This is a genomic window from uncultured Clostridium sp. (assembly GCF_900547735.1).
Lineage (GTDB): Bacteria > Bacillota > Clostridia > Lachnospirales > Lachnospiraceae > Otoolea.
In genome coordinates, this window is record NZ_URHZ01000013.1 from 25,839 (window position 1) to 41,794 (window position 15,956).

At 48.5% G+C, this 15,956-nt stretch carries 12 protein-coding genes; 9 read left to right on the plus strand and 3 right to left on the minus strand.

Annotation, left to right across the window (positions count from 1 at the left end; genetic code table 11):
• The first annotated feature begins 178 nt into the window (after window positions 1–178).
• Entirely contained in the window at window positions 179–865 is a 687-nt protein-coding gene (locus QZT18_RS06055; protein WP_294145590.1) for an HAD family phosphatase, read from the plus strand.
• Between the two features lie 26 nt (window positions 866–891).
• Window positions 892–1,929 (plus strand): LacI family DNA-binding transcriptional regulator, encoded by a 1,038-nt coding sequence (locus QZT18_RS06060; RefSeq protein WP_294145592.1) that lies wholly within the window; start codon window positions 892–894, stop codon window positions 1,927–1,929.
• Between the two features lie 170 nt (window positions 1,930–2,099).
• Here the strand turns inward: QZT18_RS06060 and QZT18_RS06065 are convergent, their stop codons facing one another.
• Entirely contained in the window at window positions 2,100–2,522 is a 423-nt protein-coding gene (locus QZT18_RS06065) for a MarR family winged helix-turn-helix transcriptional regulator (protein ID WP_294145594.1), read from the minus strand.
• A gap of 533 nt (window positions 2,523–3,055) precedes the next feature.
• Here QZT18_RS06065 and QZT18_RS06070 point away from each other — a divergent pair.
• Genes QZT18_RS06070 through QZT18_RS06090 form a run of 5 tightly spaced genes read left to right on the plus strand, consistent with a single transcriptional unit; the run spans window position 3,056 to window position 8,414 of the window.
• Window positions 3,056–3,718 carry a nitroreductase gene (locus QZT18_RS06070; RefSeq protein ID WP_294145596.1) on the plus strand — a complete coding sequence of 221 codons (663 nt, stop codon included), beginning with the start codon at window positions 3,056–3,058 and terminating at the stop codon, window positions 3,716–3,718.
• Between the two features lie 49 nt (window positions 3,719–3,767).
• Window positions 3,768–5,099, plus strand: coding sequence for a Na+/H+ antiporter NhaC family protein (locus tag QZT18_RS06075; RefSeq protein ID WP_294145597.1), 1,332 nt, complete (start codon window positions 3,768–3,770; stop codon window positions 5,097–5,099).
• Between the two features lie 56 nt (window positions 5,100–5,155).
• Complete coding sequence (locus QZT18_RS06080) at window positions 5,156–6,001, plus strand: enoyl-CoA hydratase/isomerase family protein (protein ID WP_294145599.1); 846 nt, start codon at window positions 5,156–5,158, stop codon at window positions 5,999–6,001.
• Between the two features lie 29 nt (window positions 6,002–6,030).
• Entirely contained in the window at window positions 6,031–7,200 is a 1,170-nt protein-coding gene (locus QZT18_RS06085; RefSeq protein ID WP_294145602.1) for a CaiB/BaiF CoA-transferase family protein, read from the plus strand.
• Window positions 7,201–7,217: 17 nt separating this feature from the next.
• The gene (locus tag QZT18_RS06090; RefSeq protein ID WP_294145604.1) at window positions 7,218–8,414 is read left to right on the plus strand and encodes a CaiB/BaiF CoA-transferase family protein; all 1,197 of its coding nucleotides are present in this window, start codon (window positions 7,218–7,220) and stop codon (window positions 8,412–8,414) included.
• A gap of 191 nt (window positions 8,415–8,605) precedes the next feature.
• On the opposite strand, the gene QZT18_RS06095 is transcribed toward QZT18_RS06090, so the two are convergent.
• Both QZT18_RS06095 and QZT18_RS06100 read right to left on the minus strand, forming a co-directional pair.
• Window positions 8,606–10,012 (minus strand): sodium:solute symporter, encoded by a 1,407-nt coding sequence (locus QZT18_RS06095; protein WP_294145606.1) that lies wholly within the window; start codon window positions 10,010–10,012, stop codon window positions 8,606–8,608.
• A 70-nt stretch (window positions 10,013–10,082) separates the two neighbouring features.
• Window positions 10,083–12,032 (minus strand): FAD-dependent oxidoreductase, encoded by a 1,950-nt coding sequence (locus QZT18_RS06100; RefSeq protein WP_294145609.1) that lies wholly within the window; start codon window positions 12,030–12,032, stop codon window positions 10,083–10,085.
• A 435-nt stretch (window positions 12,033–12,467) separates the two neighbouring features.
• Here QZT18_RS06100 and QZT18_RS06105 point away from each other — a divergent pair, with 435 nt between their 5' ends.
• Both QZT18_RS06105 and QZT18_RS06110 read left to right on the plus strand, forming a co-directional pair.
• On the plus strand, window positions 12,468–13,790 hold the full coding sequence (locus tag QZT18_RS06105) for an AraC family transcriptional regulator (RefSeq protein ID WP_294145611.1): 1,323 nt from the start codon (window positions 12,468–12,470) through the stop codon (window positions 13,788–13,790).
• A 181-nt stretch (window positions 13,791–13,971) separates the two neighbouring features.
• On the plus strand, window positions 13,972–15,930 hold the full coding sequence (locus QZT18_RS06110) for an FAD-dependent oxidoreductase (RefSeq protein WP_294145613.1): 1,959 nt from the start codon (window positions 13,972–13,974) through the stop codon (window positions 15,928–15,930).
• Window positions 15,931–15,956 lie beyond the last annotated feature (26 nt).

The following is a 15,956-nucleotide window of genomic DNA, read 5'->3' on the forward strand; positions in this document are numbered from 1 at the left end:
CTGAACAGTTGCAATCTCTCTCGATTATAACAGAAAGGAAAAGGGAGGAAAAGGCAGTGTGAAGGAAAAATTATGTTTTTTTTAATGATTTTTTCGTATTCCAGGGGGCCGTACGCCTTGCAAAAAACCACCTGATTCCTGTATACTATCAGCAAAAGGCAAAAAATCAGGAGGATTTATGATAAAAGCAGTAATTTTTGACATGGACGGAGTAATAATCGACAGCGAGATGGAATACCTGAAATATATCTATGAGTTTGCCAGGGAGAAGAACCCGGATATCCGGATCGAGGACTTATACGGTACGGTCGGCACAACGAAGAGGGACTGCTGGATCGTGGTGGAGAAGGCCGTAGCCAATGGGGAAACATGGGAAGAACTCAGGGAACAGTACCGCGGACGCTGGGATGAGGTGTTTGATCTCGTGGATTACCAGGAGATTTTCCGGCCGGAGATTCTCGGCGTTATGGACTGGCTTCGGGATAAGGGGCTCAGGCTGGCCGTGGCATCATCCACTAACATTGAACAGGTAACAAAAATACTGACTATGAACCATGTGGCGGAGCGTTTGGAGCTGATGGTCAGCGGAGGAATGTTTAAAAGGAGCAAACCGGATCCGGAGATTTATTTCTATACGGCTGAAAAGCTGGGAGTAAAACCGGAAGAATGCCTTGTGATTGAAGACTCCACGGTGGGCATTACCGCGGCTCACAGAGCCGGTATGCATGTGGCCGCTCTGATTGACAGCCGCTTTCATTTTGACAGGAGTCTTGCGGAGTTTGAGCTGGAAAGCCTGAAAGATATACCGACACTTATTGAAAAAATATGCGGTAAAAAGGTTGACAAAAGCGTAACTTTACATTAACGTTAATGTAAAAGGGGGGCGACCGTGTGAAAAGACCAAAAAGAACCGTGACTTTGAAAGATCTGGCTGAAAAAACCGGATACAGCATCAATACAATATCCAGAGCCCTCCGCGGGAAGGACGATATAGCACAGGAGACAATCCAGAGAATTAAGCAGACGGCCAAGGAAATGGGATATATTAATAATACAATCGCATCCTCCCTGCGCCTGGGGTATACCAATACGATTGCCGTGATTCTGGGAGACATCTCCAACCCGCATTTTGCGATCATGACAAAAGAGATTGAGAACCATGCCAGACAGTTTGGCTACAGTGCATTTCTTCTCAATACAAACGAAAACAGTGAGATGGAGCGGGAGGCAATCAAAACCGCTATCAATAAAAATGTGGACGGGATTATAATCTGTCCGACCCAGGAAACGGATGACAACGTCAAATTCCTCATGGAATCCGGCGTACCGTTTATCCAGATCGGGCGCCACAGCGAGAAACTGGATGCCAATTATGTTGTCTGCGACGACGTGCAGGGCGGTTATCTGGCGGCAAAGTACCTGATTGAGAACGGCCACAGCCGGATTTTGTTCCTGAACGGTCCGTCCTACATATCCAGTGCAAAAGAGAGGTGCAGGGGGTACATCCAGGCCCATGAGGAGGCCGGGATTCCCGTCTGCCGTGACTTGATCCGGGAAGTATCCGTATCGGAGAGCAATATCCCGGATATTCTGAAACAGATGAAAGAGGACGGCGTGGATTATACCGCGATCTTTGCATTCAGTGACAGCATGGCCTGGGAGGCCTGGACCTGGCTTGACCAGAACGGCTTAAGCGTGCCGGGAGATTATTCCCTGGTGGGCTTTGACCACATCCAGTCCCGGATGGCGATTCCCTTTCCGCTTACGACGATAAGCTCGTATAAGGCGAAGATGTCAATCACCGCGGTGGACTGCCTGCGATGCAAAATAAACCCGGACTGCGAGGAAGCCGGGCACTGCGACGAAATTTGCCGTCATGTGATTAAGACGGCATTGGTGGAAGGGAAGACGGTAAGGAAAGTTAAGTAACTGACAGGCAGCAAAATGAATTATATACGGAATCCGTCTGCTGACATAAAAGTGGAATAGCTTCAATTTATGAAGCTTTCAGATACTGATATACGAATCAGAGGATGGTACTGTTACTCCCCGGCTTGTAAGAGCCGGGGAGTTTTTTGCCGTATGAAATAACTAAATGACTATTTTTGAACATTTTTCTGGATTATATCAAAACATCGTAGTAACACATCGTGTTCTTCATCCGAAATCCCATCTAATACAAAGTCGTTGGCATCTTCAATTGCTTTTGTAATGCCCTCCTGCAGACTGCTTCCAAGCTCCGTTATATGGATAACAATGATACGCAGATCTTCCTGCCGGTATTGCCGCTGGATTAGTTTCTTACCTTCCATGCGTGAAATTAACCCGGTCAGAGTCGAGGGATCCAGATTCAGTTTCTGGGCGAGTTGCGAAGGAGGCTGCAAATCCTGTTCCCATAAGCAGCTTAACACAGAATACTGTGAAGGGGTAACCCCAAACGGCAACAGAATTTTGCGGAAGTATGAAAGAACGGAATTTTGAACGTTCGATAGCTGGAAATTAATACAATCATAAATGCGCATGTTTTAAGACCTTTCATTTAATAAAAGTTGCTTTATTTGTCTATCTCTTCCATTTTATAGGGTTTCTATTGACTTGTCATTGTCTAAAAGTAACAAAAAGATTTTCGGCGCTTTGTCGAAAAAGTAGAAAAAAGTGAAAATAATATAAATAAATTGACAAAAATCAATAAAAAGATATAATGAGTTTAAAAAGGTTGATATACCAACTATTTACATGTCAAATATTTATATATCAAATAATTTAAAAGATATTTAGATGATATAATAAACTTTTTACAGTATATAGAAGAGGGAAGGTATCAATTAAACGGTCATAAATCAGAGCGGAAATAGAACTTGAACCCAGGGTAAATAGAGTTAAAAGGAAATGTGAGCAGGCCCCGGGATATAATTATAAAAATTTTGATAAAAAGGGGGAGATAACGAAGGACAAGCTTGATGAGTATTATATGGTTTGATTGAGGAGGGATGCGATAAGAAAAAGCAGTATGTATATGCGGCTGCAGCCAAAAGTTTATAAAGGGGGAGAACGTGTGGATGTAAAAGATGCGATAAACGGAAGAAAGGCAATCCGGGGCTTTTTGGATAAACCGGTTCCCAGGGAAATTCTGCAGGAAGTATTACAGCTTGCAGCCCGTGCTGTATCTGCAGTCAATGCACAACCCTGGGAGATTGCAGTAATTACCGGGGAAACTTTGAAATTCATCCGGAACGATAATATGGACAGCGTAAATAGCGGGGGGCCTGAGGACAATCCCTTCCCCGGCGTCTCAGGCATTTATCGTCAGAGAAGTATCCAGGTAGCAAAACAGCTATTTTCAGCTATGGATATTGCAAGAGACGACAAGGAAAAAAGGACCTGGTGGGGAAGCAGGGGATACCGTTTTTTCGATGCACCTGTGGGCATTGTGCTTTATATGGACAAGGAACTGGATTCAGAGTGTTTTCGGTTCGATATGGGCTGCATCGCCCAAAACATTTGTATTGCAGCTATGGAATTTGATCTGGGAACGTGTGTGGCATATCAGCCGATTGAATACGAAAGGGGATTGCGAAAGTACTTAAAAATTCCGGATAACAAAAAATTGATTTGCGGTATTGCAATTGGGTATCCGGATTGGGAATTTTCCGCGAACCAGGTAATCAGTATGAGGGAGTCGGTAGATGACATTGTTAAATGGTATGGATATCACTAAAACTTATGGGATGAGAAAGATTCGTACAATGTAAAAAGGAGGAAGGTAAATGGTAGATATAATCACTAACCCGATTTTCGTTTCTGTTATTGTTATGGTTGTCCTGTGTTTGCTGAAAATGAACGTTTACATATCCATTATTCTTGCCGGACTTGTCTGTGGACTTATGGGGGGACTGAATTACCTGGATACGATAAAGCTTTTTATGAGCGGTATGGGCGGTAATGTAACATCAATGTTCAGCCGCCTGCTCCTTGGAATTCTTGCCGTTACACTGACCCTTTCCGGAGTTGGCGATGTGCTGGGGCCGCGAATTACTAAAGTAATGGGTAAAAAATCCTGGTTGCTCATGCTCGGTATGCTGGTTGCGGCTGCCTGCTGTGAGACCATTATTACACTTGGCGCAGTATTTACGACCATTTTAATTCCGCCGCTTCTTCCCGCATTTAACAGATTTAATATTGACCGAAGAAAGGTCTGTACAATTATCATGTGCGGCCTGCAGATTGGTTATGTCTGTATCCCGTTGGGATATGGCAACCAGTTCATGGATATCGTTGCTGGTGAAATGTTAAACAATGGTGTTACCGATGTGACAATCGGCACGGTTGCAAGTGCAAATATTCCCATTATTTTTGCCATGCTGATCGCCGCAGGACTTGTTATGGTAATATACCGTAAACCGCGTGAGTATACACCAGTGCCCGGCGTTACGGCGCCAAAGGAAGGCGAGATTGAAGCCAGCGAAAATGAGATGCCGAAAATTGAAAGAAAGCATATTCTTGCACTGACAGCAGCGCTCTCCTCCGTAGTGTTCCAGGTAATAACCGGTTCTCTGCAGATCGGAGCCATGGTAGCAGTATTTTTGTTATTGGTTTTCCGCGTTATTAAATGGAAAGATTTTGACGACGTAGCTACTCAGGGTATGATGAGAATGGCCTATGTAACATTTGTTCTGATGGCCGGGTGCGGCTATGCAACCGTCAGTAAAGAGGTGGGAGATGTGTTAGGGCTGGTTAATGCTACGGTCTCCCTTCTAGGTGGAAGCAAGCTAATCGGCTCGTTTGTTATGCTTCTGCTCGGCCTGGTAGTTACTATGGGAATCGGTTCATCCTGGGGCACCGTTCCGATTGTTGCGGTTATCATGGTCCCCATGGGCCTTAAAATGGGCTTTAGTATTCCTGCAATTATTATGCTGATCTCGGCAGCGGCGGCACTCGGTGATTCCGGATCACCTGCATCGGATCAGACGCTTTTGCCTACGGCCGCATTTAATATGGACGGTCAGCACGACCATATTTGGGACACCTGCGTTCCGTCCTTTATCTGCATAAACGTACCGCTTTTGGTTGTCTGCTCTATTGTATCCTGTTTTATGTAAAGGTAATTACAGCATAATACCACTCAGTTTGGCTCTTACGAAAGGAGATATCTAATATGTATCAATACAAGGAATATCAGCATTTATCCATAACAAAAAAGGGGAGTGTTGCAAAACTGATGCTTAACCGTCCGAAGGTACGAAATGCAATAAGCGATGTAACACTGGAAGAGCTTGACAGTGCCTTTAAGGAAATAGAACTGGATGATGATGTAAAGGTTGTTATATTTGGCGGAGAAGGAGCAGCGTTTTGTTCGGGTGTGGATCTCTTTGCACATGCATCGGAAATTAAAAACCATGTTCCTACGGAATGGCTTGTCCACTTTAACCGGTTTCTGAGAGTCAGCAAGACGATGTTCCACCTAAAGAAAATGCTGATCTGCGCGGTGCACGGCGCGGCCTTCGGATTCGGTTTTGATTTGGCCCTTGTCGGCGATTTTACTATAATGGCGGAAGGAACCGCTTTAGGACTCACGGAAAATGACCGCCTCTCCGCAGATATGATGATGCTGCTTCCGTATCTGACGGGAATGAAAAATGCAAAACGCTTGATGTTCATGTATGAAAAGCTGACGTCACAGGATGCTCTTGAGATGGGCCTCATCAATAAGGTTGTTCCGGCAGATAAACTTATGGAGGAAGCGGAAGCTTGGGCGGCACGCCTCGCGGTGGTTCCTTCCATTACGCTGGAACAGAATAAGCGCGCCATTAATTATGCATATGAGCTTGCAGGGCTTGATAAAGCATTTGAGTATAATGTCCAGACCGGAGCTCATATCGAGCAGAGCGCAGATCCGGCAGCGCGCGCGGAGCGGAATGCTTTTATCCTTGAGAATGGCGTAAGTGCATGGCTGAAGCAGCATAATGCGGAGATGGCAAAAAAAGCAGAAGAAGAAAAATAACAGAGCCTGTAAATTTTATGAGGTATAAAATGAAAACATTAAGCGGCATAACTGTAATTGATTTAACAGAAGCGGTTTCCGGCCCTTATTGTACGATGATGATGGGAGACCTGGGGGCGGATGTTATTAAAGTTGAGAAAATCGGAACAGGCGATACCGTCCGCACCTCAGCCCCCGTTATCAGGGGAGGGAACCCGGTTTTTACGGCGTATAACCGTAATAAAAAAAGCATAGCGCTTGATCTGAACAGTCCGGATGGAATTGAAGTGATAAAAATGCTTTTGCAAAAAGCCGATGTTCTCATCGACAGTTTTAATCCGGGAACAATGGAACGCTTAGGGTTGGACTATGAAGCGTTAAAGGAGGCATACCCGAGGCTGATATGTGTCTCACTGACAGGTTTCGGAGCGGAGGGTCCGTATAGCGGAAGGCCGGTTTATGAAGGGACAATACAGGCAGAAAGCGGGATGACCCAATCGCTGATCAATGACAGTCTGGGAACGCCATACTATGTAGGAGGCAATATTGCGGGGTATGCAAGCGCTTATTTCTGCTTAATTGCAACACTTGCAGCGGTGCATCAGGCAAGGGTAAGCGGATACGGGCAGAAAGTGGAAGCCAATATGTACGGATCCCTTGTTGCAATGTTCAGTCTGCCAATCAACGACTATTTATTTAACGGAGTGGAAAGGCCGATAGACGGCAATGCGCCGGAAGGATTTATACGTTCAAAAGACGGATGGCTGCGGGTCTCCTGCGGAGATCAGCCTATATGGGAACGGGCGGTAAAACTGATGGATGATCCGATTATGAATGAAGCACGTTTTTCAGATCCTGCCGTGCGTGAACAACACAGAGAGCTGCTCCTTGAAAGAATGGAAATGTGGTCTTTAAAATATACATCCGACGAAGCGGTGAAACTTTTCACCGAGACAGGCATATCCGGAGGGATTGTACGTACCATAGATGATTTGAAGAAAGATCCCCACCTTATGGCCAGGCATGGAATCATGGAGGTCGAGGTATCGGGACTTGGCAGGCTCCCCTATTTTGCCAGCCCGTTTAGAATTGATGGCATGACGGTGGATTATAACAGCGCGCCGTCACTCGGACAGAACACGGATGAAATCCTCTCAGATTATCTTAAACTTAACAGCAGCGAAATAACGAAAATGAGAGAACGGCACGTTGTAGGATGAACAGGGGGTAAAACAATATGCAAAAAGCGTTAGAAGGTATGGTAGTGCTTGATTTTACCCGTTATATCGCAGGACCGTACGCGGCCTATCTTTTAGGCCACCTGGGAGCCAGCGTTATAAAAGTAGAAAAGGCGATTACCGGTGACGATTTCCGGATGTATCCGCCCTTTTACAACGGCGAGAGTCTTGCATATCCCAGTTACAGCAGTAATAAATACAGCCTGAGTATGGATTTAAGAAATGACAGGGCCAAAGAGATACTGAAGGAATTGCTCCCTCATGTGGATATTGTTATGCAGAACTTCCGCGCGGGCACAATAGAAAAGATGGGATTTGACTGGGAAACCATACACAGGATCAACCCCCGGATTATCATGGCGAACAATTCAGGATTTGGACAGTACGGCCCTTATTCAAAGAGGGTGGCATTCGACAGCATTATTCAAAGTGAATCCGGTCTGATTAACTCACTGCTTGAATCCGGAGCGGAACGGCCCTATTATCCCGGAGGCAATAACAGTGATCACATTGGTGCGCTCTGCTTTTGCAGCGCGATTATGGCGGCAGTCAACGAACGTGACAGGACCGGTGTCGGACAATATCTGGAAGTAGACATGATGAGTTCGGTGACGAATATGTTTTCTGCGGAGTTAAGTCTCTATACAGCGGCAGGAGGCAGGGCAAGAATCAATGATTTGGCTCCCTGCGGTTATTATCATGATAAAGAGGGGAGGTTTGTCCATATTTCCTGTCCGGACCATTTATGGAAAGTGTTCAGGGAAATTACAAGAATTGACCGCCTGGGTGATGAAAAATTCTCCACCATACAGGGACGTATTGATAATGCCTCGGAAATGAACAGTCTGATTGACAACTGGACTTCCGCACAGGATGGCTACGATATTGTACAAGCGCTTGAAAAATTGCAAATAGGGGCTGCCGTTGTCAAGGATTATAAGGATATTGTTACGGATCGGCATGCGAAAGCAGTTAATGCTTTTGTAGAGCTGGATGTACCGTATGTAGGCAAGGCGCCTTATCCTTCAGTTCCGTTCAGATTGTCGGAATCACCAATTGATTATGGGAGGATTTCCAAGATGGGAGAGGACAATTATGAGATTTTGCACCGGTTTCTTGGTATGGATCATGAAACGGTGGACAATTTGACCAAGGAAGGCGTGCTTTATCAGGCTGAACACGCGCGCTGGAAATAGAACGGAGCCTGGTTCTGTGACGCTTGACTCTCCGGATGCGGACAGAGAGAGTCGCGGGGAGTTTTATATGGAATTTCAATTTATATAATTATAAAAGGTGCCGATACACGGATGGTTTAACAATTATCAGTGTATCGGCACCTTTTGCCGTTCTGGGCTATTTTCAGTTTATTGGAGAACTACAGGCCCGATTATGCAGCCTGAGCCTCTGCATTCTTTGTGCAAAGACTTACAATAATGTAAGCAATGGCGGAAGGAATAACAGGGAAGACACCGCTCGGGATGATATTGCCAAGCGGGAAGACGATACCCGTCCAGCTTATAAGTACAGTGGCAACGCCCACGATGGAGGCAGCCACGGCGCCCATAGCCGTGCCTCGTTTCCAGGCCACACCGCCGACGAACGGAACAAAGCAGGCGGCTGCCAGGAAGGAGTATACGGAGTTCAGAAGTCCCAGGATGCTGCTGGCGGATAATGCCAGTGCGGTCGAGGTGAACATAAATCCGATGTTGACTCCCAGTGTGATTTTCTTTAACTGTGCCTCTGTTGGGGTTTTCTTAAGCGTACCCTGCCAGATATCGCGTGTTAATACGGTGGACATCGTGATCAGGCCGCAGTCGATAGTCGACATGCAGGCGGCCAGAACGGCGGCAATAATCAGTGCGCATACGACAGCGGGAAGTTCCATCAGGATAACATCGAAGAAAGCGCTGTTTCCGGTGGCGCCGTATTTGAAGGAGCCGTAGGAACCGATGAATGCGGGCATCAAAGCCAGCGGAATCATAACGAGGCAGGAGAAATAACAGGCAATACGGGAAATCTTTGCACTCTTTGCGGAGTTGATACGCTGATAGGTCGGCTGATCGGTAACAATACCTAAGAGCAGAGGCAGCATCATGCCTGCAAAGCCGGCTGCGGACAGACCGCTGAAATCCAGCGATGAGCTTGCCAGAGTGCCGGCCTGGACAGCCGCGCTCATTTCACCGACAGCGCCCTTGCTGAACAGGACAAGCGTGGTGGAAACGAGACCAACCAGGATAACGCCGGTCTGGATAACGGAGGTGGCAAAAGCACCCCAAAGTCCGGAGAGCTGAGAGTACAGCAGAACGACTACTGCGATAGCGATAGCTCCCACGTTGCCGGGAAGACCAAGTGCTTCGAACAGGGCCTTGCCGGCCATAATCTGTCCGGCGATTAAGCCGATGGAGGAAATTGCGGTACTTAAGTCGTAGATAGTACCCGGAATTTCATTTTGATAGCGTTTACGTGTATAGTCTGTCATTGACATATAGCCGTTGTTGTAGATAAAGTTGTTAAGGAAAAGGGCTACTACGACTGTGGAGAGTGCACAGGCGATACCGTAGGCAGCGCCGGCCAGACCGCTGGTAGCACCCTCGGCAGCGCCGCCGACTACGAAACCGTTGCCGATCTGTCCGCCGATTGCTCCGCCCATCAGAAGCAGAACGCCGGCGGAACGGCCCATGCTCAAATAACCCTCGAAGTTACTGGCCTTGCTGCGGCCCATCCATCCGATAACGACCATTGCCGCGAAATAAATGATAAGAACGATTACGATTGTAGGAATCATTGCATTCATAATATAACATTCCTTTCTGCCGTGTTACACCTTCAACACGGTCTCCAGATTATTAGGATATATGTATTTTTTATTCGATGTAGGAACCTGCATCATAGCCCTCATGAATGGCAAGACGGACATTTCGGGCCTGTTTGCAGTCGCCGATTTTCCAGAATTCCGGAGCACAGGAACGGAAGGATTCCGCCTCCTCCAGACAGGGAGCCAGGCCGGCCGCAATGATGACGGTATCTGCGGTGATTTTAATTTCTTTTCCATCCTGTTCCGCATGAACGCCGTCCGGAAGAATTTCCGTACAGCGCGTGCCGGTATGGGTGACAACGCCCAGCCGCTCCATTTCCAGGAGCACTGCCTCATGGTGCAGATAAGGAGCATCGCGGCAGAGTTCGGGTTTCATCTCAAGAACAGTAACTTTCTTTCCAAGCCCGCCAAGGACGATGCTTTCCTCACAGCCAACCAGGCCGCCGCCCAGAATCACAACATTTTGGCCGATTTCTTCCATGTGCTCATGCATGCCCACTGCGGAAACAACGTGTTCCAGCTCTACACCGGGAATTGGAGGAACAATGGGGGAAGCTCCGATGGCACATACAATTGCGTCGGGTTTTATCTGCCTGGCCAGTTCCGGGGTCATGGCTGTGTTCAGTTTGACGGTAATTCCACGTTCTCCAACTCTTCGGATCAGTACCTGCATAAACTGATCCAGCTTGTTTTTGAAAGACACATGTCTGGCAAAACGGATGGCGCCGCCGAGACAGTCCGACTTTTCAGCCAGGATAACCTGGTGTCCACGGTCAGCCAGAGTGATGGCAGCTTCCATGCCTGCGGGACCGCCGCCGATGACCAGAACCTTTTTTGGGGAAACGGCAGGGCGGACGTCTTTTTCGGTGTACTCCCGTCCGGCTACCGGATTGACCGAGCAGCGGGTCAGGCGGGAAGAGTATTTTACGTAGGGGACAAAGGATTCACTGATACAGTTGTTACAGCGGATACACGGGGTAACGTCATAGTCACGTCCATTTGCCAGCTTACACGGCATCTGCGCGTCGGCAAGGATGGAACGCCCCACGGCGATGACATCCGCTTTGCCTTCTGCCAGTACCTGTTCCATCAGTTTCGGATCATCCAGTCCGCCTACGACGGCCACCGGAGTCTTCACCGCTTTTTTGATAGCTGCGGCATATTCTACATTGACGCCGAATGGATGGAACATGCTGGGAACCATGTGCTGGTTGGTTTCGGGGTAGTGAAAGGTTCCGGCCGTGACATGAATTAAATCCACTTTGCCGTCCAGCATCCTGGCGAATTCGACCTGATCCTCTATGGTCAGTCCGCCCTCCACCAGTTCGCTGCCGCTGAGACGAAACTCGATCAACAGGTCTGGACAGCGGCTGCGGATTGCGTCCACCACCATGAGGGAAATTCTGGCCCGGTTTTCCAGGCTGCCGCCGAATTTGTCGGTGCGGTGGTTATTCAGCGGGGAAAGGAACTCATGAAGCAGCCATCCGTGACCGCCATGAACCATAATCATCTCCACACCACCCAGATATGCGATTTCCGCAGCATCGGCAAAACGTTTTACTATGTAGTTTATGGTCTCCTCGTCCAGGGCAGTGTAATCCTTGCCAAGGTGTCCGGGGGCATCGCTGGGAGCCCAGATTGGACCGTCATAATATTCCGGGTTGGCACGGCCGCCGGGATGAAGGATCTCAATGGCGGGAATTGCATTATGGCGTTTGATGGCATCGGTAGCCAGGATTAAGGATGGCATAACTTCGGGATCGTCCAGAGCCAGGCACAGCAGATGGGAGATACCGGTTTTCAGATCGATGCGGGCCTCACCCATGTTGATGATAGCGGCTCCGCCTTTGGCCTTGCGTTCAAATATGGCAATATTGTCCGGGGTGAAGTGAGCCTGTGGCGTCAGATTAGACACCGATACAGGAGCCGCTTCAATTCGGTTTTTTAATACGGTGCGGCCTAGCCGCAGAGGCTGGAACAGCTGTGGATACGGATTCATAGCAGTTCTCCTTTCACGTGGCCCTCAGTTTTATTGGCTGAGGGCATATTGGAATAATTTGATTGCGGCACAGAAAAAAGCTTATTGATATTATAATCGGGCAAAGAGAAAAAGTAATTCAACAATTCTGACGAATAATTTAATAATTTTGACATCTGAGCGTAGGAGAGAATGCCACCTGCTATGCTCCACCCACAAAAATACCGAGTTACACGGCGCGAAACGGCACTTTTTGCCGTTTCTGTGCATCGCGAAGCGTGTTATTGTTCACAGCGAAATGCGGTGTGAACAGTAACCCTCCCATCTCAACTATCCGATAAGCCTCTCTATGGACTTGTGTTCACATCCAAAATTTGATAAAATTTAAACAAATAGATTGAATAATAATAACTGTAACCCAGAAGCCGGTTATCCCGGGAAAGGTAGGTAGATGTTGTGGATAAAACAAAAATGATTCCCATGTCACTGGACTATTGGAAAGGTTATATCACGCTGTATCATGTACTGGCCTGCGAGCTGTCTTACAGCCTGATCTACAACAATATCCGCCCGGATAAGGTGGGGGATGCCCTGGCCACCGTAGGCCTGGACACGCTTCCCAACCGTTTTCTTTTGATCCAGGTGGATGACTACTATAATTTCAGCAGCAAGATGCATATCACTCAGGAATTTTTTCAAAAGACCGCCCTTATCAACATGCTCCGGGAAAGCATGGATCACATGGGCCTGAAGGGGTTTATGGCCAATCTGGTAGGCCTTGACAAGCTGATCTGCTTTTTATGCTGCCCGGAGTGGGAGGGAGCGGAGATTTACGATCACCTGTCACGTGTGGCGGAGGCATTAAAGAAAGAGATCAGAACCAGAAGCGCTTATACCATTTCGGTCTGCATCAGCCAGCAGTGCTGCCGTCTCGGGCAGTATTCCCAGATGTATCCCCGGATGGATCTGGCTCTGAATAAGAGTTATTTTTCAGGAAAGGAAGTCACAATGCTTCTGGAAAATATGGAACAGGAAAAGAAGGAGCCGGAGGAGGTTGACTTAAACCGGTATTACCCCGAACTGCTGGCTGCTTTTGCCCGGCGCAACCGGGAGCAGCTGGAAGGCGTGCTGCAGGAGATGGTGCGCGCCCTTCTGGAAGGAAGGACGCGGCCGCAGAAAGCAAAGGTGGAAATGCTCCGTCTGGTGCAGCGTATCGGAGATTACTGTGTGCGGTGCGGCGTGCCGGAGAACTGGATGCAGCACAGGAGCGATACGGCCATGTCACGTATCCTTTCATGCAGCTTTGTGGCGGATACGAGAAGCTGTTTCCTGGAGTTTTATGATGAGGTGACCCAGGCGCTGGAGGAGCGCGGGGCCGATGAGGAATATTCGTTCAAAATCCCGGTGTCCGAGTATATTGATACCCACTATATGGAAAATATCAGGCTGGGCTATCTGGCGGATATGATGGGATTCAGCGAGGGGCATTTTGCCCGGATTTTCCGAAAAGAATTCGGCGTGACATTCGTCCAGTATCTGACGGAGTGCAGGATCCAGCGGAGCAAGGAACTGTTGGCCGATACCTGTATCCCCATTGAGCAGATTGCCTACCGGGTGGGGCTGAACAGCTACAGCTATTTCTGCACCTGTTTTAAGAGGTCCTGCGGCATGTCCCCCGGTGCGTTCCGGGCCAGCGCGTCCTTACAGGATGAGAAAGTGGGAACAGGGAAGAATGAAACAGAAAAGGACGGAGCAGTCTGTCCATATCCTAAAAGTTGATTTTTTGAAATAAAATGTTTGAAAATTGAATAACATTTGATGCGGTAAGTTGTTAGTATGTACATATTGGCACAGAGAAAAAAGCGAATTTTTAAGTACAGAAAATTTGACGGGGCGGATTTTATCCGCTCCTGGATTATGATGCTTCAGACTGATACCCTGAAGAGAAGAGGAGGCCATTATGTCCAATTATCCGCATCTTTTTGCGCCCATCCGCGTGCGCAATGTTTACATTAAAAACCGTGTTGAATCGGCTCCCATGTCCGCCAGCGGCGAAGTTCCGTTCTATACCCGCGAGGCCTATGAGATGTACAATTCCATCGCCAAAGGAGGCGCCGGTATCGTCACTCTGGGTGAGGCAGGCGTTCACAGCCTGACGGATCATGCCCATCCCGCCATGCCGCATCTGGATGACGAGAATCTTCTTCCGTCCCTGATTCAGACCGTGGATACCGTACATAAGTGGGGAGCGCTTGCATCGATTGAGCTGACCCATTCCGGCTGCCGCGCCAAAGGAGCATTCCTGGCCGAGGGCGGTTATGTCATCGGGCCGAGCCCCATGGAGGAGAACCTCTATGGCGATAAGGTCATCGAGATGGATGAAGACATGATGAATGAGATTGCCGACGCCTATGCGCAGGCTGCCTATATGGCCGAGTTTGCAGGCTGTGATATGGTAAATATCCATGGAGGCCACGGCTGGCTCATCAGCCAGTTCCTGTCCGATTTAAATAACCACCGGACCGACAAATACGGCGGCTCCATCGAGAACAAAGCACGTTTTCCACTGATGATCGTAGACCGCATCCGGCAGAAATGTCCGAACCTGATCATCGAATTCCGCTTAAGCGGCGTTGAAGAGACCGAGGGAGGCATTACCATTGACGAGACGGTGGAATTTGCCAAAATGCTGGACGGAAAGGTAGATATTATCCACGTTTCCGCAGCCACCTTCCACGATACGGGTTCCGCAGCCCGCATGTTCCCGACTGTGTTCTATCCAAGAGGCTGCAACGTAGAAAATGCGTCAAAAATTAAAGCCGTAGTGAAAAATTCACTTGTGTCCGTAGTGGGCGGAATTAACGATCCTGAATTTATGGATGCAACCCTTGCCGATGGAAAGGCCGACTTTGTAGTAGTGGGACGTCAGTTTATCGCTGATCCCGACTGGGTTGTGAAAGCGCGTACGGGCAGAGCCGATGAGATCAGCAAATGTATCCGCTGCGAAACATGTATCAGCGCCGGATTTATCCCCCATGTTCCGTTCTCCTCCGGTGTACTCCGCTGCAGTGTTAATCCTGCGTGGGGACGCGAGTATGAGAACACCCGCAAAGAGGAAAAACCGGAACATCTGAAAAAAGTACTGGTAGCAGGCGGAGGCCCGGGAGGCATGGAAGCGGCTATGACGGCGGCGCGGCGCGGCCATACGGTGATTCTCTGTGAAAAGAGCGATCATCTGGCGGCCAATCTGGACTACGCAAAACAGATTTCATTTAAACATGACATTGTGGACTTCCTGAAATCCATGGTGGTAAGAGTCCAGCGCACCCCGAATCTGGAGATCCGTCTTGATACGGAAGTGACCGAGGAACTGATCCGCGCCGAGAAGCCGGATGTAATTATTGCGGCCTGCGGTTCCGAACCTATCACGCCGCCTATTCCGGGACTGGACCGCCCGATTGTCCACCACATTACCGACCTGTACAGGAAACATCTTTCCATAGGGAAAAAGGTCGTGGTGATCGGCGGCGGCCTGGCAGGATGCGAAGAGGGCCTTGGCCTTGCCTGGGAAGGCCATGACGTCACCATCGTGGAGATGAAGGATGGTCTGGCAAAAGACGCTCCTTACATTCACTGGCGCCATCTGCTCACCAAGCTGAATGAATCGGTTCACTCCTACTGCTCCGCCAGGGTTCTTTCCGTGGAGGAGAACGGTGTGAAAATCGTGGATGCCGAAGGTACGGAACAGCTTTTAGAGGCCGACACCGTTCTGGTTGCCGCCGGTATGCGCGGCACTTCCGAGCACTTCGACAGTTGGCATGATCTGGCCGATGAAGTGATTGTTGTGGGTGACTGCCGCAAAGCTTCCAAGATTCTGGAGGCTATGAGAACCGGTTACTGTGCCGGAATGACGATATAAAAATTTTTTGAAATAACCCGTATGTA

Coding starts and splice junctions, on each gene's coding strand:
- QZT18_RS06055 (WP_294145590.1), top strand. CDS start 179: ATGATAAAAGCAGTAATTTTTGACATGGACGGAGTAATAATCGACAGC.
- QZT18_RS06065 (WP_294145594.1), bottom strand. CDS start 2,522: ATGCGCATTTATGATTGTATTAATTTCCAGCTATCGAACGTTCAAAAT.
- QZT18_RS06075 (WP_294145597.1), top strand. CDS start 3,768: ATGGTAGATATAATCACTAACCCGATTTTCGTTTCTGTTATTGTTATG.
- QZT18_RS06080 (WP_294145599.1), top strand. CDS start 5,156: ATGTATCAATACAAGGAATATCAGCATTTATCCATAACAAAAAAGGGG.
- QZT18_RS06085 (WP_294145602.1), top strand. CDS start 6,031: ATGAAAACATTAAGCGGCATAACTGTAATTGATTTAACAGAAGCGGTT.
- QZT18_RS06090 (WP_294145604.1), top strand. CDS start 7,218: ATGCAAAAAGCGTTAGAAGGTATGGTAGTGCTTGATTTTACCCGTTAT.
- QZT18_RS06095 (WP_294145606.1), bottom strand. CDS start 10,012: ATGAATGCAATGATTCCTACAATCGTAATCGTTCTTATCATTTATTTC.
- QZT18_RS06100 (WP_294145609.1), bottom strand. CDS start 12,032: ATGAATCCGTATCCACAGCTGTTCCAGCCTCTGCGGCTAGGCCGCACC.
- QZT18_RS06110 (WP_294145613.1), top strand. CDS start 13,972: ATGTCCAATTATCCGCATCTTTTTGCGCCCATCCGCGTGCGCAATGTT.